We start from the raw sequence: 23,051 nt of genomic DNA, 5'->3' as shown, positions 1-23,051 counted from the left end.
CCTCCCGTAGGAGTCTGGGCCGTGTCTCAGTCCCAGTGTGGCCGTTCATCCTCTCAGACCGGCTACTGATCGTCGCCTTGGTGAGCCATTACCTCACCAACTAGCTAATCAGACGCAGACCCATCTCTAAACGGTAGCTTATATATAGAGGCCACCTTTCTTAACTCAGTCATGCAGCTAAGTTACCACATTCGGTATTAGCACCACTTTCGCGGTGTTGTCCCCAATTTAGAGGCAGGTTGTCTACGCGTTACTCACCCGTTCGCCACTAAGTATCTATTGCTAGATACTCCGTTCGACTTGCATGTGTTAGGCACGCCGCCAGCGTTCGTCCTGAGCCAGGATCAAACTCTCCAATAAAGTGTATTTATTGAAGCCGTTTTATCGGCTCGTTTAAATCAAAAAAAATGTTTTTGTTTGTGCTACAAGTAGCACAACGCACATCTGGCATTTTATGATGCATTACTTTACATTGTTCAGTTTTCAGGGAACGAAGCACACGGATGTGCCATGAATGGCACGCTTTCCGGGACTGTTATTTTGGTTGTTGTCGCCTTGTGACGACTTATATATATTAACACATTGGTTTTCAGTATGTCAATATATCTTTTGTTGGTAGTTTTTGTCGTTTGCAATGTGTTGTTGTGTTATTTTGCCTTATTATCTGCAAGCGACTTTTATATGATATCCAAATATTAACGTATTGTCAACCATCAAACCAAACTATTTCCGATGAGTTTGCAATACTTCCTAGTCAGAAGTATTGCGGATAGGCGGCTTTAGCTATCTCGGTGACACCACGCACAATATATTGGGATGTAGAATACATGTAGCGGTCAGGAATCTGGATAAGCTTTTTGTTATCAATAGCTTTTACCTGCTGTAACGCTGGATCATTCTCTAAATCAGACTTATACTGGTTAAAATCTGTTTTTCCTGTATAGTCCCAGTCCGGGAGCAAAAGAATATCCGGGTTTATTTTAATGATCTGCTCTTTTGATAACAGTCCGTTCCTGTTAAGCCCTACAGTAGCCGCCCCGTCTATCACACCGGCATACTGGCATATATCCTCAAAGATACTGCCTTTGCCGCCGCTGCCTCCCATTAATGTATAATTAACAACAACCTGCCGTTTTTCAAGTGGTACTTGCTTTATTTTCTTGCCAGTCTGCGAAAGTTCTGCTTCCATGCCTGCTATAAGCTTTGCTCCCGCCGCTTTCTCGCCCACGACGTGCGAAATTTCAGTAATTGCCTGCTTTATTTCTTCAATGCTATTAGGTGTTCTATATACATACACCGCAATACCAACATCCCTGATGCTCTGGATGAGCTCTACAGCCTGCCAATCGGCCGCAATAACCAAGTCAGGAGCCATCGATACAACACTCTCAGGATTAGCACGTATCTTTCCAGAGACACGCTTGGCCTCTGCGGTAATGTTAGAAATACTGCTGTCATCAGCTAAATACGTCAGCGCTGCAATCCGTTCAGCAGGCACAAGCTCCATTAGAATCTCATCAGTTCCGATGGTAAGAGACACAATCCGCTGAGGTTTATGCGCCAGTTTAATAACATGACCTTTGCTATCTGTGACTGTGTAACTACTAAGAGGCTGTGCCGTCTGCGAATTTGGACTGTTGGCACAACCAGTGATGACCAAGAATATACAACTGAGAATTGTGGCCAATATACTGAAAGTTGCCGAACGCTTCATATCGCTGTCCTCCTGCTCAAATTAACTGCAACGTATACAGATATCCTCACTAATAACTAAAACTCTATTCCTTTTTGCGCCTGTATTCCCTTTTTATACGGATGCTTAATTTCTCTCATTTCAGTTACCAAATCAGCCTTATCAATTATTTCCTGACGCGCATCTCGTCCGGTAAGAACAAGGTGCTGAGACTGTGGTTTAGCTTCCAGCAACTCCAATACGGCCTCTACAGAGACCAATCCAAATTTGATGGCATAGTTGATTTCATCCAGGATAATCATGTCCCACTTGCCGGACATCATTTCTATTCTAGCGTTGCAGAGTGCATCTTCAGCCGCATCTTTATGATCGACTAAAGCATCGCCTTTTACATTCCGTACAAAGCCTTCCCCCATCTGGCGTATGACAAAATCTGCCCCCATTCTCTCCGCAGCCTGCAGTTCGCCGTATTTCCAATTGCCTTTGATAAATTGTAAGACAAGCACCTTGTATCCCTGTCCCCATGCCCGCATTCCCAGCCCTAATGCAGCTGTTGTTTTCCCCTTGCCGTTTCCTGTATTGACAATAATTAATCCATCTCTCTCTTTCATACAATCAACCCCTTCATATTATTTTTTTGAATCCCTGGCCAATTTCCTATCTTATATTATAGATGTTTCGAGTTCACCTGTTACTACTTTTTCCATAAATTGAGCCGAGCTCATCACTGTCACATGTGGCAATTCAATCAAAGTACGATAAAGCTGTGCGGCTTTACCATCAGTAAAATCCCGCTGTTCGATCGGTATATCTTCAATAACTATAAGGTTTGCTGCAACAAAAGCAGCCGTAAGATTATCAATATTTTGCTCGGCAAAACAAAGGTTGCTGAGAACTGTAAGATCAGCAGAAGCGATTCTTTCGCGGTTTTTCCTACCCTGGATCTCATCAATTTGATAAAAGGGCTGTCCTATTACGGCTTGAAGTCCAAAGGCTATCGCCACATCAGCATCAGTGTCACCTTGTTGAAATACCCCTCCACTCAGACGATAAGACTTTTCATGCAGCAGCCGGATAATATTACCGGCCGAACCACCACCGCCAATAATATGGACAGATGGTCGACCAGAAGCAGTACCGGCCGCCTCATAGGTATGAATATCCAGATTACCTGTTACGCTGTTAATAAAAACAGCCGAATGCAAACCATATGCCTTTTCTAAGTTTTCCACAGTGATTACCTCGCCAGGTGTTCCGTCGGCTATGACTGTACCACCAGCCAATAAAATCAACCGGGAACAAAATTTGGCGGCTAGTTTTATATCATGAGCAATAAGCAGCACCGTTTTCCCCTGCCGGCACACAGCCTGACAATACCGGAAGATCTCTTCCTGGTATACCAGATCTAAACTGGCTGTAGGCTCATCCAGGAAAATAAGCGGAGTCTCTTGTGCCAATACTTTCGCCAACAAGATTCGCTGGCGTTCCCCGCCCGATACTTGCTGTACTGATTTTTCGGCCAATGCCGCTACACCGGTAAAAGCCATATATTTTTGGGCGATCCTGTAATCTTCGCTCCGCTCATTCTGCCACCACTTTAGGTAAGGGTAGCGTCCGGCCAACACCACTTCGAGCGCAGTAAAACCAAAACCGACATTTACATCCTGCTGCATATAAGCAACAGTGCGCGCCATTTGTTTATTTCCCAATCTATGTAAGGATTGCCCAAAGACCTGTATTTCGCCTGATGATACAAGTCCCATACCGCGCAAACCACGCAGCAGTGTACTTTTCCCTGCGCCGTTAGGGCCAATTATCCCAACAAACTCTCCCGCTCCCACCGCAAAGGAAATATCCTGTAAAATGGCTTTATTTCCAATAGTAACACCCATATTAGTAACCGACAGTGCCTGCGGTTCAACCACACTCACAACAGACCGCCTCCTTTCTGCGCTCTGCGTAATAGATACAGAAAATACGGCGCACCTAGTAATGACGTCATAATCCCGACACGAATTTCAGCCGGCGGAGTCAGGAGACGTCCTAACGTATCACAACCTACCAAAAATAAACCACCAGCCAATGCGCAGGCCGGTAGCAATGTGCGATGCTCCGGCCCGATCAGTAGACGCATAATATGGGGTACAATCAGCCCGACAAAGCCAATGCTGCCACTAACGCATACAGCAGTTGCGGTCGTTGCCGCCGAAACAAATAAGAGCAGCAGACGAAAGGCAGCTACCGGCACTCCCACCGAGCGCGCCTCTTGATCCCCCAGAACCAGAATGTTGAGATGCCTGGCTAACAGGAACAATACAAGAATACCGACAAGTACAGGGCCCACAGCTAAATAAACATGTTCCCAGCGACGATAATCCAACCCGCCTACCATCCAGAACAAAAACTCCCGCAAGCGGTATTCGTTCATAAAAGTCATGATGCCATGCGTCAGCGCAGCCAGCAACATACTAACCGCTACGCCGGCCAGCAATAACACCATAACCGGTATTTTCCCGTCACGCATTGCTAAAGAAACCGTCAAACCTACTGCCAGCAACGCGCCAGCCAGGGCAAAGAGCGGCATATAAAAAACACCATTGGCGGTAATCCCTAATGCGATGGCGATTACCGCGCCCAATGCCGCTCCACTCGACACGCCGATAATTCCTGGGTCAGCGAGCGAATTGCCAAATACACCTTGCATTACTGCACCTGATACAGCAAGTGCCGCACCTACCAACAGCCCTACCAGCGTGCGCGGCATACGAATATGCCAAATGACTGATATCTGCTCCTGGGTAAGATCTGCCCCTTGTATACCGGGAAGGTGTAATTGTTTACCAATGACTGTCAGCGTAGCGTTGATAGGCACATTTACCTGTCCCCAGGCCAGCGAACACAATATCACACCAACCAGCAGTACACTCATCCCACCAAAAAATACAGCTTTGTTTTTAACCCTGCCTATCATACCATCCAGCCCTTCTTTTTGCCGTAACGCCAAATAAAAATCCCGGCTTCATTAGCCGGGAAAGAAAAGATTACTCTATATAATCCCCTTCCCCATCGCTCGTGGGTCAAACGGTGACTGTTAAACAGGCAGTTCTCCTGGCTCTGGATCTTCGTTACCCAAACCTTCCCAGAATTTTCATCCCAGTGGTATATTTTGGGCTCACTCCCCATTACAGTGGCGGGACCGCGCCGGTGTTGCACCGGACTTCCCTATTAAGCCCTCACGGGCACCTGTCTCGTACTCACTATATAAATTTTAAAATAGTCAATATTTGATTAAATGGTAACATGTTGTAAAAATTCCGTCAATCCATATTCTTCTTCATTGCTTATGATTATATGATATATCCCTTACGTTTTTTCCTCTCTCTATCGCAAGCTATACACCCCACACCATGTACGAATTACTGATGAAGTTCAACCAATCCTTTAGAAAGAATACTTCACGCCCAACTGGAAATGGCGCGAAGGCATTGGGTAGTTGCCGCGGTTATTGCCAGTTCCACTCGAATTGAGTTCATACGCCTTATCTCCCAGATTGTAGACATTAAAGTACACACTGGAATCTTGCGTCATTTTGTAATTGGCAGCTAGATTCCACACCCAATAACTGCTGTCGACAAAGACCTTAGTATCCCTGCCTGTTGCGCTTTGTCCATTAACATTTACATCCCACAGAGAATCAGCAAAGCCAACTTTCACACGGTAACCGTTTGGTTGGCCGTTTTTTGAATCGACTACATAGCCATTGTTGGCCTCGTTGTTTTCAACATGCACGTAAGAATAGCCTAGGTCGGTATAATAATGCTCTGAAAGCTTGTGATGGAGGTCGAATTCAAATCCGTGCTTCTTCTGTTCATCAATATTACGCGCCCATCCATTCCAATTACTATCATATTCCCAATCAATCGCATCAGTAATTTTGCTAGTAAAATAATTAGCGGTAATCGACGTGCTATTACTTAATTTTTTATTAACCCCAGCACTGACAACATGTCCCTTCTCCGGTTTTAGATTTGGATTACCTTTCATTGATGAGAAATAGGCTGGATAATAAAGATCGTAATACAATTGATCCAGATTAGGCGCTTTAAACACTCTGTTATATGATACATAGATATCTGTAGTTGAATCAGCACTATAATTCACATTCAATTTAGGCGTGGTTTGTCCGCCAAATTTACTATGATGGTCGTATCGTAGACCAGGCGTCATCGTCCATTTGTCTGTTAGATTATAAATATCCTGTAAATAAATTGCGGTATTGGTAATAGATTTATTTTTATAATTTTGGGCACCTTGAATTTCATCGAGATATACATTCTCCAGTACTTCACCCTTTTCCCAATTAACGCCGGTGACCAATTTATGCTGATTATCTAATTGCCAGCCTGTCTGATATTCAAAGCCTTGTGTCCGGCTTTTGTAAGTTCCATAAAAACCTTGATTATTGTAATTTGCATAAACACGCGCAAAGCCCGGCACTTCTTGTTGCTGGTTAAAGTTATAGGTTAGTGCCCAAATATTGGTCAGATGTGTAGCTGTATACAATGGGAGGCCTTGCTTCGGTGATTTTACTTCCCAAGGTTGCCCCCCCTCATCATTCCAGTGTTCAAAGTTGAAGGTAACAGAGCGATTATCATCAATCTTTTTATCCAACCGCATTGTATAACCTTGTCCCTCGAATTTACTATTTTCCCATTCCCGACTGTCGCCTTTATGGCTGCCTGTTGTTAAGTCTGGATTTAACACATTGTACTTTGTATAGTCCTGTTTCTTTTTATCAGCAGTAATATACCAGCTTAGTCCATTCTCACTGCCTTGCGTACTTAAACTATAATTGCGCTCACCCCAGGAACCTACGGACATATCAAGTGTAGTCTTTGCTTCGGTTCCTTTGCGGGTAATAATATTAATTACGCCGCCGACAGCGTCAGAACCATATAAAGCGGACGCGCCACCTTTAACAACTTCAATACGTTCGATATTATTTAAGGAAATAATCGTACTCAGATCAATACTGGCGCCATCAACTACGCCCTCCGGTCGACCAATCTTACGCCCGTCAATCATAACTAATACACGGTCGTCGCCATTTAAACGGACTATTTGCTGTGCACCACCAAACCCCTTGCTGGTAACAACGACTCCATTCACAGCTCTCAGCACATCACCTAAATTAGAATAAGGACCTTTTTCAATCTGATCTTTGGTAATGACTGTAACATTTGCGGCGGCTTTCGACGCAGGTGTTGGCACCCGGTTAGCTGTGACCACCATCTCATCTAGCGCGAACTGCTCTTGGTTGTCCGCCTCCTCTGCAAACGAAACACCAGACGCTTGAAATAATAAAGCACTGGTAACCATAGCACACAGCCATGCTCTACTTGGACGTTGCAATTTCTTGAGTTTCACCGATGTCCACTCTCCTTTTACATAATTTAAAAATAGATACGTAGTCACCGGTCTCAGCCTTAAGTTATCAGAACTCCACTGATAGCAAAACAAAGAACCCTCCCTTGAATGATTCGGGAGGGTCGAACATGTAAGAGAAATCTATCTTAATAGAAAATCCCGGCTACAAATAGCCGGGAAAGAAAAGATTACTCCATATAATCCCCTTCCCCATCGCTCGTGGGTCAAACGGTGACTGTCAAACAGGCAGTTCTCCTGGCTCTGGATCTTCGTTCACCCAAACCTTCCCAGAATTCTCATTCCAGTGGTATTTCTTGGGTTCACTCCCCATTACAGTGGCGGGACCGCGCCGGCATTACACCGGTCTTCCCTATTAAGCCCTTACGGGCACCTGTCTCAATACTTATTAAGTTTTCATTAGAATTTACCTAAATGGTAGCATGTTATGAAAAATCTGTCAATGAACGATTGGATTATTCTTTTGCAGAAGACAGAGCCAGTTTCGCACCTAGTTCCTTGCAAAGACTTATCCCTTCATCATTGGGATTCTCTTGTACAATCAACCCATCAGCAACTAGTAGAGCTCCGAGTCCCTTCATTCTCTCCACCCAATCTCTCATCCACTGTCCATTACCCCAGCCATAAGAGCCAAATAAAGCAAGAGGCTTTCCAGCCAATTCAGCTGACTGTAACGTTTCCACAAACGGCTCCATCTCAGTCTCTTCCAGAACCTCATCGCCCATAGATGGGCACCCCAGGGCTACAGCATCGGCTTCAAGCACATTATTTTTTGACGCGTTGTTCACAGCAATCAATTCAACACTAACCCCATCATTATTTTTAGCGCCGTCCGCTACAGCCACAGCCATTTGCTCGGTATTCCCAGTACCACTCCAATAAATAACAGCTATCTTCTTCATGCTTACTCCCCCTGTAATTGAAATACATTCTCAATTGATTGTCAAAAAAAATACCGGCCAAGCTTTAGTCTAGCTACTCACCTCCATTATATTATCTCAGTATTTATCGAAATTGATAATCGTTATCATTAATAATAACCCTAAAATCTATTTTAGTCAATATCTCCCAATATTAATTGTTTCTTTAATATTATCCTATCCCACCCTTTCGCGGTAGTTTAGCGGTAATCACCAGTGCCCAGCCTTAGGCAGTATGCAATTACGTGGAAGATATCATAGATAGAACTGAGCTATTTTGGGCATACCCGTAGCTCAGTTCTCGTGTTTAAGCCCTTGCGGGCGCCTATCTCATCGGTATTCAATTGTGGTGACATTAACAGATGTTAGTGTCCATGTCCTTTGTGACCTGAAGGCTGGTAGTTAATCGCATCTTTCAGATGCTGGACATAGATATCCTGAATGGCTGTGTTCTCACCCAAGCCGTGGAAATACACATCAACCGTAAGCCCGGCTTCCAGCAGCTGCGACTTGGCAGAGTCCTTATCATCACCCGCCATGTCATTGGTGGCATGGTCGCCGGCAACAAGCAAAAACGGCATCAGTGTTACCCTACGTACCTGGTTCTTTTTTAGTTTTTCGATAACATGGCTCAGTTCAGGAAACCCTTCCACGGTATACACAAATGCATTATCCAAGCCGGCTTCTTCCAGTTTCAGTTGTAGCACTGCATAGGCGGCATTGGCAGGATGTAATCCGCCATGTCCCATAAACACAAAAGCGCTGTCCGCCCCAGACTCAGGCAATTGCTGTTTAATAGCATCAATGGCAATGAGATAATCGTCAGGTTTACCTTCTTGTCCCATATAGAAGACAAGCGGGCGCCCGATTCTAATTTTCTCAAATACTGTGAGTTTAGCATGCGTATAGTGAGTAACCAGAACTTTAACTTTTTCATATTCTTCACCCGGCACGACATGCAGTGGCTGAATATACACTTCCTGGAACCCATCGGCCTGCAAACGGTCAAGTGCTTGCTTTTCGGTATCGATCTGAATACCATCCCGCTCTGCCAACCTTTTTATGACAGTACGGGACGTAAAAGCCCGACGCACTTCATAGTCAGGAAAGGCATCCCTGATTCTATTTTCTGTGCTTTCAATATTCAACTTTAAGGTTTCACGGTAGGAAGTGCCAAAACTTACAACCAGGATAGCTTTTTTCTTGTTGTCTGCGCATTGTTCTACTTGGTTCATACTATTATTATTTCCTCCCCATTCCATAGTTGCCTAAATAACATAACCCTCCCTGGAGTTCCAGAAAGGGTTACATATTAATATCTTGGATTAGTCTCTATTACAGTGGCGAGACCGCGTCAGTATAAGTAGTGTACATATATGTGTAAATATAACATTTCATATTATATATTGTCAATTATAGTGTATTCTCTTCAATATCGCCTTCGGCCTCTGGAAAAGCTATCACATTATGATTTCAGTTTGAACACCACATGCATCGTTGTATAACAAACAATGCTTTGACCAGTGTCCCGTATTTTAGCTGGTACAAACCGCCAGCGCTGCACAACACCAGCAGCGGCATCATCCAGCAGGTCATAACCGCTGGATTGATAAATGCTGACTTGACCTGGGCGGCCATTCTCTAAGATTTGTATTTTTAAAACAACCGTTCCTTCTTGTCCTGCGCTTCGGGCAGTCTCCGGATATGGCGGCTCCTTGCGCGACAGAATTCCAGGCGGTATAATCTCTCTGGACTTGCCAGCCTTACTGGTGTCGCCTGTTCCAGTACCACTGCCTACTGTGGTACCGGTACCTCCTGCTGCCCCTGCCACGACACTGCCGGCCGGAATTGAACTGCTCTCAACAGCCAGTACTGACATGGTATCAACAGCCACAGCCGGTTCAGAAACTACGGCTTCGGGTCGTGTGGTACGGACAAGCGCTTCAGACAAGCCAACGGCAGCCGCCTGACTTGGTTTCATTGGACTCATGTCCGGCGCAGACGGAAGATCCGGCCCTACAGACTCACTGACTATCTCCAGTTCGATTAATGTCTCCGGAATATCCACAGGTATAAATGCTTTAGCCACTATCCAGCCTATAACAATTAACACAATGCTATGAGCCACTAGCGAGATCACCATAGCTTTACGCCAACGCATACCAGCTGCCAAATCCACTATTTGCCCTTCCTTTCTGTGGCAATTGCTACCCGGTTCGCTCCCGCGAGTTTCAGTTCGTCCAGCACAGCCACTACTGTTCCGTATTCAGTCTGTTTGTCGGAACGCAATACAAAAACTATATCGCTGTGTTTAGTCAATTCCATTTGAACCCGTTTTTTTAAGAGTTCGAGTGGAATGTCTTCTTGCTCAAATAAGATGCGCCCCTCCCGGGTAACTGCTACAGCAACACTGCGTGGTTTGTCGTTCTGCGCTGATGCTGCCTGCGGTAGATTGACCGGTATGGTTTGCTGATCCACCATGTACAAAGTACTCATGATAAAAAATACCAATAGAAAAAAAATGATATCAATCATCGGTATAATCATGAGTCGGGGTTGCCGTTCTGTACGAAGACTACGCAATTTCATGAACAGTCTCCCACTTTGATTTGGCCGATCAACAGAACGCAGATCCGCTCAACATCGGTAATCAACTGATCCAGACGGTGATTCAAGTAGCTAAACACGATCATGGCAAAGGTCGCGACACACAAACCCGCAGCCGTAGCCACCAATGCTTCCCCGACGCCACCTGTTATAGCGAGCGGTTGACCGCTCTTGATATTCAGAACACTGAACGAGCTAATCATCCCCACCACAGTGCCGAGCAGGCCCAGGAGCGGCGCAATGGTAACAATGGTATCCAGATGACTTAAATGTGCGCGCAGCCCAGCCACCGCCAGCGCTGCCTCACCTTCCAGCACACCCTCAACCTGTGAACAACCCTGCTGGAAATACTGTATGCCTTGTGCGGCCACAAACGCGGCAATGCCACCCGTCTGCCGGCAAATTTCTCCGGCAACAACCCAATCTCGCCGCATCAGCGCCGGGGTGAGCCGTCCAACGAACTTGTGCATGTCGGTGTCCATTTTTCGATAATATAAAAACCGCTCTACACCAATCGTCGCCACAAGCAGCGAGCATAGTAGAATAAGATACATAACCGGTCCACCTTTATGAAACAGTGTAAAACACTCTGACAAAAACGCCATGGTTACTCCTCCATTCTGCAGCTGTGCCGGTATATTTATGGCAAAAGGTTTAATGCCTGCTGCTGCCGCTTAATTTTCTCTACCCACTCGTCCATTGAATCCTTCATAAACTCATGCACAAGATAATCTGGCTGCACATAGTCAACAATGCGGCGTACTTCCGGCACACTAAACGGTAGATGTTCATCAATCTTAAGCACATGATTCATGATATCGGTCATGGAGTATTGATCTTGTCGATTTATGCTGCGTTGACTGTTCTTGATGTACTCGCCTGACAATGAATGATGCAAATGAATACCCTTGATATATTGGCTATAACTGCCCAATTGGCTTATTATTTTAAGGATATAGTCGACACCCTCTGTCTGTGTTTGTAATGCCGGATTAGTATTCATCAAGTGTCCGGTATCCAACATAATACCTATATTAGGGTGGGTTACGCCATCTAGCAGGCGCGCCGTCAGCTCCTTGCTTTGTAAAGTTAGTCCCGGCCACCATAGATTCTCAAACAACAACATCGTGTCATCCGGTATAGCACTATGCAGTTCATTAATGACCTCTACAGTAGCTTCGATTATCTCGCGGTCGCAAGCACCGAAGTTCCAGCTAAATAACTCTGGGATTCGCGCATGACTGACATGAAAAACAAGATATCTGGCCCCGGCCTGCTTTGCAGCAGCGATATTCTCCCGGTAGACATTAAGCCAATCTTCACGGGTCACGCCTCCGTAGCAGGCCTTGATTTCCTCTTCACTGCCAAATTGTTTTAGCAATTCGTGATGATCGCCACGCCAAAAATCGAGCCACCACGGCCAAAATCTGAGATGCACGCCGTGAATCCATTCTTTTTTATAGACACTTCCATCTAACGGCCCACAAAACATCATCTCAAGTCCATCTAAATGATGGCAAGTCAAAAATTTTTGCAGGCCTTCTGCACTATTATTTATGAGATCGTTGTCAGTCATATAGTTAGACATATTTACAAGCTGCAGCATTTATATACATCCTTTACTGTGCTCATAAGAAGAAAGATGCCTCCCGTTGAAAGTTGGCATCTTCATCTAAAGCTTCAATTTCATACTTAATCCTGTCAGCTATATTTTTTCTAGTGCTTTTTAGCTTCGGGATTGTTAAGTTCAGCTATTGTATCGTTCACATGTTGGACATAAATCTCCTGGATCTTGGCATTTTCCCCTAAGCCGTGTAAATAAGTATCTACTTTAAAACCGGCGGCAATAAGTTGGCTTTTAAAAGAATCTTTTTCATCACCAGCCATATCGTTATTAGCATGATCGCCTGCCACTAGCATAAAAGGCATAAGGGTAACTTTTTTGATCTTATTGGTTTTGAGCTTGTCCATGACGCCATCAAACGTCGGATAGCCTTCAACAGTAAACACATACACATTTTTGTAACCAGCGTCGTTCAACTTCAATTGCAGCGCGGCATAAGCCGAACCACCAGGATGCGATCCGCCATGCCCCATAATTAGAATGGCTTCACCTTTTTTCTGTTTGGGAAATTGCGCTTCTAACGCTTTGGCTGCTGCCAAATAGTCATCAGTTTTGCCTTCTTGACCCAGATAATAAAGAATCGGCCTGCCTAAAGCGATTTTGTCAAAGGTTTTGGCAGCTTGATGATGCTTTACAATATCTTTGACCATGTCAAACTCTTCACCAGCGGTAACGTGCAGCGGTTGCACAATAACCTCGCTATAACCTTCAGCTTTTAGACGGGCAAGCGCTTCTTTTTCATTGTCAATTTTTACGCCATCCCGCTCAGCAATTCTCTTGATGATAATGCGAGAGGTAAAAGCCCGGCGAACCTCATAGTCAGGGAAGGATACTTTCATTTTGGTTTCCACTGCTTCGATGGTCTGTTTCAGGGTTTCCGGATAAGTAGTACCAAAGCTTACGACCAGAATGGCCTTCTTTCCCGCCTCGGCCGGTGCAGCAGATGCCAGTGAGGGGATTAAGCTGATGCAGCCAAATACAGCAAGCATGCAGAAAGTAGTGATTAGAGAATATACCTTTTTCATACTAAATACAACTCCTTCATTTAATTAGAATAACACCTAAGACAAGTACCCAAAGGGTGTTTGTCACAAGCCGCGGCACTGCGTTCGCAGATACAATCCTGCTGGTGTAAATTACCCGCTCATCGCTATCCCCCCTGTTTAAATTCTCTATGTGGCCTGTCAGAATCGAAAAAAGTAAGGGTCAAAATGACCCGCGCCAATGCGCAAGATTCAAAAGGAGCATTGAGAAGAATGTCATTAAAATTAAAACTCCCAACCGTTTAAAGTCGGGAGTAATAAACAGTAGACTAAATAAAAACTCCTGGTGTGTACACCAGGAGTGAATTAAGCTAGGTACTCCAAAAAAGCGCCTACTGTAATCCCCTCCCCATACCTCGTGGGTAACAAACGGTGATTGTCAGATAGGCAGTTCTCCTGACTCCGGATCTTGGCTCACTTAAACCTTCCCAAGACATATCGTCTCAGTGGTATATCTTAAGCTTGCTCCCCGTTACAGTGGCGGGACCGCGCCGGCGTTCAACCGGACTTCCCTATTAAGCCCTAGGGCACCTATCTCAAAGATATTTAATTGTTTTCTACAAAATTAGCATACCATCTCAGGAAACGGTTGTCAATCCTTAAAGTTTCACTACATCTTCTGATTACCGCACCTTCAAACTTGCTCATGCTATCGCTGTTACTAATTGACAATTACTACGAAACAATTTATATTTAGACTAGTAGTTTGAATCATGAAGATTCAATAATCCGGTATGAAACCTAAGGAAATAACTCCTTGGATTTTCATGCTTTTTTTATTAAATAACACAATTAGGAAGGATGACGCTACATGTGCAATACCAAGTTTTGGACTGAGGCCTGGCAGGAAGCGCGTGAGAGTTCCCATCAGGCTCCAAGTTATGGCAACAAGCAAGGCTGGCAGCAGTTTTGGAATGACTTTGCCGAGCAACACGCCCTGCGCAACCGCCAAAGCCGACCCATATATAACGCCATCGTCGAAGGCTTAGTTGCTGATGGCGTAATAACCCCTGATAGCACAGTGCTTGACATTGGCTGCGGTGCGGGTACCTTTACATTGCCGCTGGCCGCTAAGTCCAAACAAGTGACAGGCTTAGATACGGCAACGCAAATGCTGTCGGTACTACAATCGGAGGCAGTTCACGAAAGGGTTACAGACCGGATTACAACACTTCAGACAGATTGGCTTGACCTACCTGCCGAGCCAGCCTATGATGTGGTGTTTGCTGCTAACACGACTGCAATTAACGATTATGACAGCTTAATGAAAATGAATGAGCTTTCACGCGGCACTTGCTGCCTGATCGGGTTCGCGGGTACTTATCATATCAAAGTGCGCACACTATTATGGGAGCATCTGATAGGCACACCGCCTGAGCAAACTGCGTTTGATATCCAATATCCCTTTAATATTCTTTATCAGGACCGTTATCTGCCTAACATTAAATTTTACAGCTACCGCCAGCGGTACCGTGAAACACTTGCTTACATGATTGAGTATTATACCAGCTACTTTAGGCTCTTTGGGCTGGAAGGCCCGGAAACATCAGCTAAGATTACCGAGTTTCTGGCTAACCGGGCCGTTGAAGACTACTGCACTGAGCTGATTAACTCTACTATCGGTGTGCTGTGGTGGCGGCCTGATCGCAAAGCCACAGTATTAGAATAATTGGATAAACTATAGACAAAATCAAAGGGAGGTTCCATGTTTAAACGAATTGACCACATAGCCTTTACTGTTAAAGACAGGGAAAAGTCCATTGCTTTTTACGAAAAGCACTTTGGTTTTCACCAGTATTATGAGCATACGGTCCCCGTTCCGGCTATTGAAAAAATAGTCTATCTAAAGCTCGGCGATACTGTTTTAGAACTAATCCATATGCCGGACGGCCCGCAACTCACAGGCTACCATTTTTGCCTCGAAAGTGATGATTTTGACGCAGATTATACAAGGCTGCAGGAAGCCGGCATTGCTGTTGAAACCGAACCGCACCCTGCAGGGGCAAGGGAGTCCCGTGAGACAGGCTGGCGCCGGGTAGTATTCAAAGGCCCGGATGGAGAATCAATAGAGTTTCGCGGCTAATCGCATATAAGGTGGCAGACATACAGACAACCCGGCATAAACCGGGTTGTTTTTTATGATTAATTCTGTTTGATTTTAAGTCTGCGTTCATAAAGAAAACACGGTTTGCGCCGAGCCTCTAGCGAAAGCGGAAGCCGATGTTGCCCTTATCCAGGCGGAAAGTTATACTTTCTAACAGGACAAGTTACCACGACTTACCCAGAACAAGCTCATTTACCCTATTAATTGCTTCTTTAATAGAAACAACAAGCGGTCGGTTTTCCAAGCCGACAATATCAAAGTGGCTTTGATTTACAGGTACCAGCACCTTATGAGCGTCAGAAGAAGCTATAACTTCTGCAATTTTAGGGGTAATCTCCCCCATTAAGGAATTAGGAATGATTATGCCAATCGGCCCTACCACGATGTCAGCCTTGCGTATCGAAACGACCACGGCATTTTCACCGGTAGCTCCCCGCATAGCACCTGCCCGTACCATATTATTGGTAGCCAGTGCATTTGTCCCGAGTGCAATAATATCTGCTTTTTGTCCCAGCTGTGCCGTGAGTTGTGTCACTAACTGCACGCCAAGCCCCCCGCCCATACCATCGATAACTGCAATTATCATACAGACCCTACCACCTTCCACAAAACTGGACGATTGTTTATTAGTTCGGCAATAAATTCTAAATTCCTCCCGCTCTTACCACTAGAAAAAGCCTTATCCAATAGCTGCTGCATGACAGGCGACACTATGTCCTTCCCCAAAATAAGCATTATCCGGCTCATGCTCTGAGCATACAGGCAGGGCTTCGGGGCAGCGCGGGTAAAACCGGCAGCCGCGCGCCTGTCATCGTAGAGCTTGCGAACAGTTTCCACAAGCTTTCCGAGATACATAACTCCCACCCGGTCAGTCACCCAGGGCAACACCTGCAGGATGCGTAATGAACAGATAGGTAAAGACCAAGCTCTCGTTTGAGCTGCTGTAATAGCCGGAAATCTGGCTTTGCAGGGTAACATCCAGGCCTGAGGTGGCTTCGTCAAATATAACCAGTCGGGGATTAGCCTCCAGCGCCCGGGCAATTCCTACCCGTTGACGCTCACCGCCTGATAACTCGGCCGGATACCGGTCCAACATGGTCCTAGGCAGCTCAACCATGGTCAAAAGCTCATTAAGTCGCTTTTCCAACGAAAAGCCAACTGCCTTGTGCAAATCGAAATTAAGTATAGGCTCAGTCACTGTCTCGCGAGTACTGAAGCGCGGATTTAACGATGCTTAGATATCTTTTCTAAGTTTGAAGGTATACGTCATTTGGTCATCTGAAGTTTCCCAGCTTTCGGCCAAATCAGGCACAGCTTCATTCTTCTCATTAAACCGGGTTAAGCCGCTGAAAATCAGAAAAATAGCGCCATCATGATATCAGTTTCAATGCCAAGCACAATGGTTTTAGAGTCAATCTTTGAGACCGCCAGAGCATTAGCCTGTTTGCTACAGCCGGCAAGGGCCAGTATAGATACTAAAAATATTGCAGTCGCACACCCAACCATGTACAGCTTGTATAAACTTTTCTCATCTTGCACATATGTACTTCTCCCGTAATTAGCCTGCAGTATTACGGAAAAGGCGCTACATCTGCCGCTATTTATATTCGTCGATCACCTCAATTAAAAAACCATGAAGACAACTGCTTTATGCAGCGGCCTTCATGGCTGTTTATTCTACACTATAAAAATACTGGAAATCGGATGTTTAGCAAAGTTTGTCGCATTCTCACGACAAGAGGCAGTTTCAACTACCATTATGGTTTGAATTGTACCAAATTTCACTTATCTTGTCAATAAATTGCGAGAACTATCTGCGAAATCGTGCTTTTAATAGGCTTTAACAATTGACGGCATTAGTCAAATAACTGATAATATAGGTAACTAACTGTAAAAATATTCAATAATTTTGGGATTAAGGTATGAAACCTTATATAGAACGAAAGTTCTTGTATTTTGGCATGCCTTTTTATTTTTCTGACATAAATGATTTGGAGGTATTTTGCCGTTATGGGCGTAACAGGACCTGAGGTTAAAAAAAACATTCACAGTTTTTTAGAAAATATCGCTATTGACGGCTATTGTGCCGAAACATCAGAAACTACTGTTAGTATTATGTGGTGGCAGGTGTGAAACAAAGGACTGAACGTTGTTCATTAAGGCGTTCAGTCCTTTGTTAACTTATTGGTGGGGAGGTTGTGTATCCAATATCACTTGCCGGGTGGCTATGTGATCCATCAGGGCCTTACTGTGGGTTACGGCAATAAGTCCAATATTTCGCTTTTCTACTTCCTTCAAAAGAAAATTCCATATCTGGCTCTGGGTGATAAGGTCCAGCATGGTGCTGATTTCGTCAGCAATGAGGAATTGCGTCCGCTTCCCTAATGCCCGGGCGATACAGAACCGCTGCACCTCCCCACCGGATAATTCCCCGGGGAAGCGGTTAAACCAATCCCGTTCGATTCCTAATTCATCGATAATACGGTCCTCAATCTCGTCTCCTTCGGCAATGGTTTCCTTGATTCGCAACCGGGGATTGACAGCTTTTTCCGGATGCTGCCAAATCATCTGCACAGGGCAATAGCCTTTCATTTTATGGACATCTATCCCGTCCAGTAGAACCTGGCCCTTCTGGGGCTTCCTATACCCTGATAAAATTTGGCATAACGTGGTTTTCCCAAAACCACTGGGAGCCAAAATCCCCACTCGCTCATGATTTCTCACTGTAAGCTGGAAATTTTCCAGAATATTTATGCCTTTTTTATAACCAAAGGATAGATCTTTTGCTGCTAAAATCATCGTCATTCTCCTCACTCTGCATAGATACAGCGGACGGTTCCACAACGTATCACCTGTTCCGGGACATCCTCTTCACATTCCAGCGTAAATTGGGGACACCGGGGCCCAAAGGGGCAACCCTTGGGCATATCTTTTACATAAGGCTGATTCCCGGGAAAGGGCTGAAAACCATTTTGGGGTAAAGCCCGCCACAATGCTTTCGTATAGGGATGGCGAAGGGTAGCCATGGATTGAAAATCCGCTACCGGCGCTTCTTCTACGGTGGTGCCGGCATAAAAAACAGCAATTCTGTCGGCCACTTCCAGAGCCAATTCAATATCGTGAGTGATGAGGAGGACGCCGTTGCCCTTGTCGGCAAATTCACGAAAATGACGCATGGCATTTTTTGCTGCTTCTAAATGGAGGCCAGGCGTAGGTTCATCGGCAATAATCAAACGGGGGCTTTCCATCATCGCGGCAGAGAGAAGGACCCGCCGCGCCATACCGCCTGAGAGTTCAAAAGGATAAAGGTCCCCTGTCTTCTTCTGCAAACCATAAAAGGTAAAGAGTTCCTCTTGTTTTTTCAGGACACTTTCATCCTTCCGTTCTTTCCGTACCTGATCGCCAACTTTTTCCAGTGGATCAAGGTATGTTACACTCTGAGGAACCAACACGATTTTTTTGCCACGCAGCTGACGAATGCGTACTGGGCTTAATAATTCATCATCAAAAGAAATGTTCCCCGAAGCATTGCAATTGGGTGGCAAAATTCCTAAAATAGCGTGGGCTAGAAGGCTCTTTCCGGAACCGCTTGCTCCTACCACCGCTACAAGTTCTCCCTCATGCACAGAAACATTCAAATTATGGATAACTTTTAAATCAATTTGCCGCAGACCCTGCTCATACTGGGTAAAAGAAACAGAAAGGTTTTCTATTTGTAAAATGTGTTTATCATCAATACAAGACACGCTTCTACCTCCTTAATCCTGGGCACTGTGGGGGTCAATGAGTTTGCGCAGGCTACCCCCGACCAAGTCAAAAAGAAGAACTGTACTGAGCAATGCCAAACCAGGAAAAAGAGCCAGCCACCACATGCCTAAAGACAAATATTTCATGCTTTCTGACAGAATAATGCCAATACCAGGCTGCTCCGGCGGCAGACCAAAGCCCAAAAAGGTAAGGGCAGCTTCATGCAGGATAGCGTGGGGAAAAAGCAGAATCAGGCCAACTAAGAATTGGGGGAAGATATGGGGAAGCATGTGCTTAACTGCAATCCTACATTTACTCTGCCCCAGCTTACCGGCAATTTTCACATAATTTTCTTCCTTTAACTGCAGGATTTCTCCCCTGATCACCCTGGTTAATGTGGGCCAGTGGCTTATGGCAACAGCAATAATGACACCGAATGTGCCCCGCCCCAGAGCAAAAGATATAAGAATAAGCAATAAAAGATGAGGAATGCCCATAACCAGGTCTACGAGCCAGGTAATGGCAGTATCCACTTTTTTTCCCAAAGTGGCTGCAGCAGTTCCTAAAATTGCAGCAATCATGGCACTAATCACCGAAGCAAAAAGCCCGATAAGGATACTGATGGACAACCCTTTCAATGTACGGGACAGCATATCTCTACCCAGCCAGTCTGTACCAAAAGGATGCGACATATGGGGCAATAAGTTTTTCTGGGTAAAGTTGGTTTTTATCGCCAGCTCACCCACCAAGGTACCAATGACCGCAATAGCTAGTAAAAAGGTAATGGCCAAACTCAAATAAATGATGGTCTGGCTTCGCTGATTGAAACGTTTTCTTGTGTGTTTCTGTAAAATAACCGGTGCGATTGTATTATCCATGTACGCTTCCCCGCCTTATTCTGGGATCAATTATGCCATATAAAAGATTGGCAATCAGATTACCTGTAAACACCAAGGCGGCACTAATCACAGCAATGCCCAAAAGCAGAGGAGCATCTCCGCCCAAACCAGCAGAAACGGCTGCCTGTCCCAAGCCCGGATAGGAAAAAACCTGCTCTACCAGCACAGAGCCGCCAAAGATTTCACTGATGGAAGCAAATTGCAGAGTTATGGCAGGAAGCATAATATTGCGAAGAGCATGGTGTCTGAGAATAGCAAATCTGCTTTCTCCCCGTGATTTGGCGAAAAGAATGTAATCTTCTGCCATAATATCAATCATTTTTTCCCTGGTATGGAGGGTAATATTGGCAACTCCGACCACGCTCAGCGTCAAGGCCGGTAGAATTAAATGCTTGATGCTGTCAAAAATCGTCACCTCTGCTGCCTTCACACCGATGGGTACGCTCAAGCCTATGGGTAAGATTGGTAACCAGACGGAAAAAATCATCAGCAACACCAGTGCCAGCCAAAAGGTTGGGGTACTAGCAAGAAGCAATGAATAGCCTTTGATCAATTTATCAATCCATCTACCACGATATAGCCCGGCCATGATGCCGAGGATGAATCCAAAAATACCTGAAAAAACCCACGCTGTAATCATCAGGATCAAAGAGTTCATGAATTTGACACCAATGACATCGGCAACAGGCTGGCGATAGACCAGGGATGATCCCATATCTCCCCGGATAAAACCGGTAACCCAATTCAAATATCGCTCAACCGGCGGTGTATCCAAACCGAAATATGCTTCCAGCCTGGCTAAGCTTTCCGCACTCATGTTGGCCATGCCAACTTCACCAATGTACGCACGAACCGGATCCACTGGCGATGCTGAAACCAGAATGAAGGAAACGATGCTCACAGCAATCAAAAGCAGAATCACTTTGATTATACTTTTTCCGGCATAGGTTAAAACGCCGAAATATATGCCTACGTTCATAAGAATACCTCATTATAGAAAAAATACTTCCATGGCACAGAGAGAAAAATCAACAAATGGTTTTCCAGTGCTAATTCCAATACCATTGATCAACATTGTTTGCAATTGTCCAGCCATAACCATGGGGGTGAATTTTTTTGTCAATAACATTCAAATTTTCTCTGGCAAAATAGATATGTTTGATTTCTGCAAGCCATACCCAGGGTGAATCAGCTTGTGGCGTAACACCGGCGGTGCCGTCCCATTGGGCTTTTTTCCAGTGCTCATAGGATGCCTCCACCGTGGTGGCTGCCAGGGCATCTTTTATGTGTTTATCCACGGTTGCATTAGCATAAGAAGCACCGTTCTTACCCGAATAATAATGACTCTTGATGCCACTAGGCGAATGCATCCCGGCACCAAATACATGGGGTGTCGCATAATACATAGTAGAAATCTTGTCCCAGCTTGAGCCTATTGGGTTTACCTTAATGCCCACTTGCTTTAACATTTCTGTCACAGCCATGGCAATGCCAGTGCGGGCAGAATTAGAAGCAATATAGAGAAGGTCAAATTTTGCCTCTAAACCATTCTTTTCATAAATTCCTGCCGCATTCAGCTTCCAGCCGTCGGCTTCCAAAATAGCTTTGGCTTTTGCCGGATCATAATCCACTTTCATGGCAGCATTCTCCCAAGGCTCATTAACGCAGTCACTGTAAGCCACAGCACCATAACCATACAAAACATTTTTCACCAAAGCCTCCCGGTCAATAGCGCGGGCAACTGCTTGGCGAATGGCAAGATTAGAGGTAACATCATTACCGGCAGGAAGGGTTTCGCCATTTGCTTTAGGTGCTGTTTTATTCCCTGACGGAATGGTAGGAAGATTGATTCCACGAATATCAACAGAGTCAAACGCCAGGATATTATACCCTTTGATGGGGTTCACAGTATACGCAGGTGCTGTATATGCCACATCCACCTGGCCACCTTTGGCCGCAGCATAGGATGCATCTTCTGACATGAAGACAATGGTTACTTTCTTCATTTTTGTTTTTTCACCATAATAATTGGGGTTGGCTTCTAAGATTACCTGTTGACCTTTATTCCATTGTTTTAAGATATACCGGCCAGAACCAATCGGATTTTGACCATAGGTCGCGGCATTATAGGCGTGTTCGGGAACAATGCCGACAACAGCGGCAATATAGGCAAAGGCAGAATACGGGGTATTCAGATGGAAAACGACGGTGGTATTATCGGTGGCTTCTACCGAAGCTAACATGGACAGATCGGTATCTGTCGCCTGCTTCATGGCATTGTTATAGGTAAAAGCAACATCCTTTGCGGTAAGGGGCACACCATCAGTAAATTTCACATCAGGGCGAATTTTGAACGTCCAGGTGAGGCCGTCTTTTGCAATGGTGTACTCTGTAGCAAGGTCGTAGCCAATGGTAATGTCATCTTTTGTTACCAGCAAAGTGCTTTGGAACAAAGGATCATGTGTGTGTTCGCCAGCAGCCCAACCCATAATAGGATCGAAACCAGCAGCAGGTTCTGATTCCAGGTCCATTGCGATAACGACACTGTCTTTTCCTGACGGAGAAGATGTCACGCCACTTCCGCTGTTTTTGCCACCACAACCAACCAAGGCAAATAAAGAAATAGAAACAAGGCACAGTGCTACAAATAGGTTTTTCTTCATGTTATCCTCCTAAATAATAGCCTCTCGGCATTTGTTTAAACGATAAATCAAGGGTTTATCTCTGACTCTGCAACTCACATCCCCCCGTACTCATACCTTCTCAGGTGCCAAATGATTGGTTTTTGGCTAAAAATAAAAAGGTATGAGCAAATACAGGACTTGTCATGTCCTCTATAGGCTTCATACCTTTGGTTACATTATATCAGTATTTACATTTTCATTACGGTTAACTTTGTAATGAGTTTTCACAACTCAGCTCAATCTATATTTTACATTATTTCAATAATTTTGTAAATATTTTTATAA

General features: G+C 44.9%; 24 protein-coding genes, 1 rRNA gene, 1 pseudogene and 3 riboswitches. Of the genes and pseudogenes, 3 read left to right on the top strand and 23 right to left on the bottom strand.

Annotated elements, in window-relative coordinates; genetic code table 11:
• The 13 genes from VN447_RS17555 to VN447_RS17495 form a co-directional block, all read right to left on the bottom strand.
• Positions 1–360 (bottom strand): 16S ribosomal RNA (locus VN447_RS17555); the annotation flags it as partial.
• Positions 361–754: 394 nt separating this feature from the next.
• Positions 755–1,714, bottom strand: a complete 960-nt coding sequence (locus VN447_RS17550) for an ABC transporter substrate-binding protein (protein ID WP_325526667.1) — start codon at positions 1,712–1,714, stop codon at positions 755–757.
• 56 nt (positions 1,715–1,770) lie between these two features.
• On the bottom strand, positions 1,771–2,304 hold the full coding sequence (gene cobO / locus VN447_RS17545) for a cob(I)yrinic acid a,c-diamide adenosyltransferase (RefSeq protein WP_325526665.1): 534 nt from the start codon (positions 2,302–2,304) through the stop codon (positions 1,771–1,773).
• A gap of 51 nt (positions 2,305–2,355) precedes the next feature.
• Complete coding sequence (locus tag VN447_RS17540) at positions 2,356–3,624, bottom strand: ABC transporter ATP-binding protein (protein ID WP_325526663.1); 1,269 nt, start codon at positions 3,622–3,624, stop codon at positions 2,356–2,358.
• On the bottom strand, positions 3,621–4,664 hold the full coding sequence (locus VN447_RS17535; RefSeq protein WP_325526661.1) for an iron ABC transporter permease: 1,044 nt from the start codon (positions 4,662–4,664) through the stop codon (positions 3,621–3,623). The genes VN447_RS17540 and VN447_RS17535 overlap by 4 nt, the downstream gene beginning before the upstream one ends.
• A 110-nt stretch (positions 4,665–4,774) precedes the next feature.
• Positions 4,775–4,955: riboswitch (cobalamin riboswitch) on the bottom strand.
• 179 nt (positions 4,956–5,134) lie between these two features.
• Entirely contained in the window at positions 5,135–7,120 is a 1,986-nt protein-coding gene (locus tag VN447_RS17530; RefSeq protein WP_325526659.1) for a TonB-dependent receptor, read from the bottom strand.
• Positions 7,121–7,348: 228 nt separating this feature from the next.
• Positions 7,349–7,530, bottom strand: a riboswitch (cobalamin riboswitch).
• Between the two features lie 63 nt (positions 7,531–7,593).
• Positions 7,594–8,040: a flavodoxin gene (locus tag VN447_RS17525; RefSeq protein ID WP_325526657.1), complete on the bottom strand. Its 447-nt coding sequence runs from the start codon at positions 8,038–8,040 to the stop codon at positions 7,594–7,596.
• A gap of 383 nt (positions 8,041–8,423) precedes the next feature.
• On the bottom strand, positions 8,424–9,293 hold the full coding sequence (locus tag VN447_RS17520) for a sirohydrochlorin cobaltochelatase (RefSeq protein ID WP_325526655.1): 870 nt from the start codon (positions 9,291–9,293) through the stop codon (positions 8,424–8,426).
• Between the two features lie 230 nt (positions 9,294–9,523).
• Positions 9,524–10,237, bottom strand: a complete 714-nt coding sequence (locus tag VN447_RS17515) for an energy transducer TonB (RefSeq protein ID WP_325526653.1) — start codon at positions 10,235–10,237, stop codon at positions 9,524–9,526.
• A complete protein-coding gene (locus VN447_RS17510) occupies positions 10,237–10,647 on the bottom strand; it encodes a biopolymer transporter ExbD (protein ID WP_325526651.1) in 411 nt (136 codons plus the stop codon). The genes VN447_RS17515 and VN447_RS17510 overlap by 1 nt, the downstream gene beginning before the upstream one ends.
• Positions 10,644–11,270, bottom strand: coding sequence for a MotA/TolQ/ExbB proton channel family protein (locus VN447_RS17505; RefSeq protein WP_325526638.1), 627 nt, complete (start codon positions 11,268–11,270; stop codon positions 10,644–10,646). Before VN447_RS17505 ends, VN447_RS17510 begins: the two co-directional genes overlap by 4 nt.
• A 35-nt stretch (positions 11,271–11,305) precedes the next feature.
• Positions 11,306–12,271, bottom strand: a complete 966-nt coding sequence (locus tag VN447_RS17500) for a sugar phosphate isomerase/epimerase family protein (protein WP_325526637.1) — start codon at positions 12,269–12,271, stop codon at positions 11,306–11,308.
• A gap of 110 nt (positions 12,272–12,381) precedes the next feature.
• Positions 12,382–13,314: a sirohydrochlorin cobaltochelatase gene (locus VN447_RS17495; protein WP_325526636.1), complete on the bottom strand. Its 933-nt coding sequence runs from the start codon at positions 13,312–13,314 to the stop codon at positions 12,382–12,384.
• A gap of 387 nt (positions 13,315–13,701) precedes the next feature.
• Positions 13,702–13,882: riboswitch (cobalamin riboswitch) on the bottom strand.
• 261 nt (positions 13,883–14,143) lie between these two features.
• Between VN447_RS17495 and VN447_RS17490 the strand changes: the two genes are divergently transcribed.
• Both VN447_RS17490 and VN447_RS17485 read left to right on the top strand, forming a co-directional pair.
• Positions 14,144–15,001, top strand: coding sequence for a class I SAM-dependent methyltransferase (locus VN447_RS17490; protein ID WP_325526635.1), 858 nt, complete (start codon positions 14,144–14,146; stop codon positions 14,999–15,001).
• 36 nt (positions 15,002–15,037) lie between these two features.
• Positions 15,038–15,415 carry a VOC family protein gene (locus VN447_RS17485; protein WP_325526634.1) on the top strand — a complete coding sequence of 126 codons (378 nt, stop codon included), beginning with the start codon at positions 15,038–15,040 and terminating at the stop codon, positions 15,413–15,415.
• A 184-nt stretch (positions 15,416–15,599) separates the two neighbouring features.
• Here the strand turns inward: VN447_RS17485 and VN447_RS17480 are convergent, their stop codons facing one another.
• From VN447_RS17480 to VN447_RS17460, 5 genes and pseudogenes are all read right to left on the bottom strand, one after another.
• Positions 15,600–16,022 carry a DUF3842 family protein gene (locus VN447_RS17480; RefSeq protein WP_325526633.1) on the bottom strand — a complete coding sequence of 141 codons (423 nt, stop codon included), beginning with the start codon at positions 16,020–16,022 and terminating at the stop codon, positions 15,600–15,602.
• Positions 16,019–16,312 carry a hypothetical protein gene (locus VN447_RS17475; RefSeq protein ID WP_325526632.1) on the bottom strand — a complete coding sequence of 98 codons (294 nt, stop codon included), beginning with the start codon at positions 16,310–16,312 and terminating at the stop codon, positions 16,019–16,021. The genes VN447_RS17480 and VN447_RS17475 overlap by 4 nt, the downstream gene beginning before the upstream one ends.
• Positions 16,305–16,649: pseudogene (locus tag VN447_RS17470) on the bottom strand (ATP-binding cassette domain-containing protein); the annotation flags it as partial. The pseudogene VN447_RS17470 and the gene VN447_RS17475, both read right to left, overlap by 8 nt.
• A 21-nt stretch (positions 16,650–16,670) precedes the next feature.
• The gene (locus VN447_RS17465; RefSeq protein WP_325526669.1) at positions 16,671–16,748 is read right to left on the bottom strand and encodes an ABC transporter substrate-binding protein; all 78 of its coding nucleotides are present in this window, start codon (positions 16,746–16,748) and stop codon (positions 16,671–16,673) included.
• Positions 16,749–16,789: 41 nt separating this feature from the next.
• The gene (locus VN447_RS17460; RefSeq protein WP_325526631.1) at positions 16,790–16,975 is read right to left on the bottom strand and encodes a hypothetical protein; all 186 of its coding nucleotides are present in this window, start codon (positions 16,973–16,975) and stop codon (positions 16,790–16,792) included.
• Positions 16,976–17,446: 471 nt separating this feature from the next.
• On the opposite strand from VN447_RS17460, the gene VN447_RS17455 reads away from it, so the two are divergent.
• On the top strand, positions 17,447–17,569 hold the full coding sequence (locus VN447_RS17455) for a hypothetical protein (protein WP_325526630.1): 123 nt from the start codon (positions 17,447–17,449) through the stop codon (positions 17,567–17,569).
• 48 nt (positions 17,570–17,617) lie between these two features.
• Here VN447_RS17455 and VN447_RS17450 read toward each other — a convergent pair whose 3' ends face one another.
• The 5 genes from VN447_RS17450 to VN447_RS17430 all read right to left on the bottom strand — a co-directional run bounded on the left by VN447_RS17450 (position 17,618) and on the right by VN447_RS17430 (position 22,745).
• Positions 17,618–18,235: an ABC transporter ATP-binding protein gene (locus VN447_RS17450; protein WP_325526629.1), complete on the bottom strand. Its 618-nt coding sequence runs from the start codon at positions 18,233–18,235 to the stop codon at positions 17,618–17,620.
• An 11-nt stretch (positions 18,236–18,246) separates the two neighbouring features.
• Entirely contained in the window at positions 18,247–19,182 is a 936-nt protein-coding gene (locus VN447_RS17445) for an ABC transporter ATP-binding protein (protein ID WP_325526628.1), read from the bottom strand.
• A 12-nt stretch (positions 19,183–19,194) separates the two neighbouring features.
• Positions 19,195–20,061, bottom strand: coding sequence for an ABC transporter permease (locus VN447_RS17440; protein ID WP_325526627.1), 867 nt, complete (start codon positions 20,059–20,061; stop codon positions 19,195–19,197).
• Positions 20,054–21,061 (bottom strand): ABC transporter permease, encoded by a 1,008-nt coding sequence (locus VN447_RS17435; RefSeq protein ID WP_325526626.1) that lies wholly within the window; start codon positions 21,059–21,061, stop codon positions 20,054–20,056. The genes VN447_RS17440 and VN447_RS17435 overlap by 8 nt, the downstream gene beginning before the upstream one ends.
• A 70-nt stretch (positions 21,062–21,131) precedes the next feature.
• Positions 21,132–22,745, bottom strand: a complete 1,614-nt coding sequence (locus VN447_RS17430; protein ID WP_325526625.1) for an ABC transporter substrate-binding protein — start codon at positions 22,743–22,745, stop codon at positions 21,132–21,134.
• Between the last annotated feature and the right edge of the window lie 306 nt (positions 22,746–23,051).

It is taken from the genome of Sporomusa sp., from assembly GCF_035561155.1.
Classification (GTDB): Bacteria; Bacillota; Negativicutes; order Sporomusales; family Sporomusaceae; genus Sporomusa.
Note: the sequence above shows the minus strand (reverse complement) of the source record. Positions and strands in the feature narration are given on the sequence as shown.

Excerpts from the sequence above, each read along its gene's own strand:
- VN447_RS17550 (WP_325526667.1), bottom strand. The coding sequence starts at position 1,714 with ATGAAGCGTTCGGCAACTTTCAGTATATTGGCCACAATTCTCAGTTGT.
- cobO (WP_325526665.1), bottom strand. The coding sequence starts at position 2,304 with ATGAAAGAGAGAGATGGATTAATTATTGTCAATACAGGAAACGGCAAG.
- VN447_RS17535 (WP_325526661.1), bottom strand. The coding sequence starts at position 4,664 with ATGATAGGCAGGGTTAAAAACAAAGCTGTATTTTTTGGTGGGATGAGT.
- VN447_RS17525 (WP_325526657.1), bottom strand. The coding sequence starts at position 8,040 with ATGAAGAAGATAGCTGTTATTTATTGGAGTGGTACTGGGAATACCGAG.
- VN447_RS17520 (WP_325526655.1), bottom strand. The coding sequence starts at position 9,293 with ATGAACCAAGTAGAACAATGCGCAGACAACAAGAAAAAAGCTATCCTG.
- VN447_RS17510 (WP_325526651.1), bottom strand. The coding sequence starts at position 10,647 with ATGAAATTGCGTAGTCTTCGTACAGAACGGCAACCCCGACTCATGATT.
- VN447_RS17505 (WP_325526638.1), bottom strand. The coding sequence starts at position 11,270 with ATGGCGTTTTTGTCAGAGTGTTTTACACTGTTTCATAAAGGTGGACCG.
- VN447_RS17500 (WP_325526637.1), bottom strand. The coding sequence starts at position 12,271 with ATGCTGCAGCTTGTAAATATGTCTAACTATATGACTGACAACGATCTC.
- VN447_RS17495 (WP_325526636.1), bottom strand. The coding sequence starts at position 13,314 with ATGAAAAAGGTATATTCTCTAATCACTACTTTCTGCATGCTTGCTGTA.
- VN447_RS17490 (WP_325526635.1), top strand. The coding sequence starts at position 14,144 with ATGTGCAATACCAAGTTTTGGACTGAGGCCTGGCAGGAAGCGCGTGAG.
- VN447_RS17485 (WP_325526634.1), top strand. The coding sequence starts at position 15,038 with ATGTTTAAACGAATTGACCACATAGCCTTTACTGTTAAAGACAGGGAA.
- VN447_RS17480 (WP_325526633.1), bottom strand. The coding sequence starts at position 16,022 with ATGATAATTGCAGTTATCGATGGTATGGGCGGGGGGCTTGGCGTGCAG.
- VN447_RS17455 (WP_325526630.1), top strand. The coding sequence starts at position 17,447 with ATGGGCGTAACAGGACCTGAGGTTAAAAAAAACATTCACAGTTTTTTA.
- VN447_RS17450 (WP_325526629.1), bottom strand. The coding sequence starts at position 18,235 with ATGATTTTAGCAGCAAAAGATCTATCCTTTGGTTATAAAAAAGGCATA.
- VN447_RS17440 (WP_325526627.1), bottom strand. The coding sequence starts at position 20,061 with ATGGATAATACAATCGCACCGGTTATTTTACAGAAACACACAAGAAAA.
- VN447_RS17435 (WP_325526626.1), bottom strand. The coding sequence starts at position 21,061 with ATGAACGTAGGCATATATTTCGGCGTTTTAACCTATGCCGGAAAAAGT.
- VN447_RS17430 (WP_325526625.1), bottom strand. The coding sequence starts at position 22,745 with ATGAAGAAAAACCTATTTGTAGCACTGTGCCTTGTTTCTATTTCTTTA.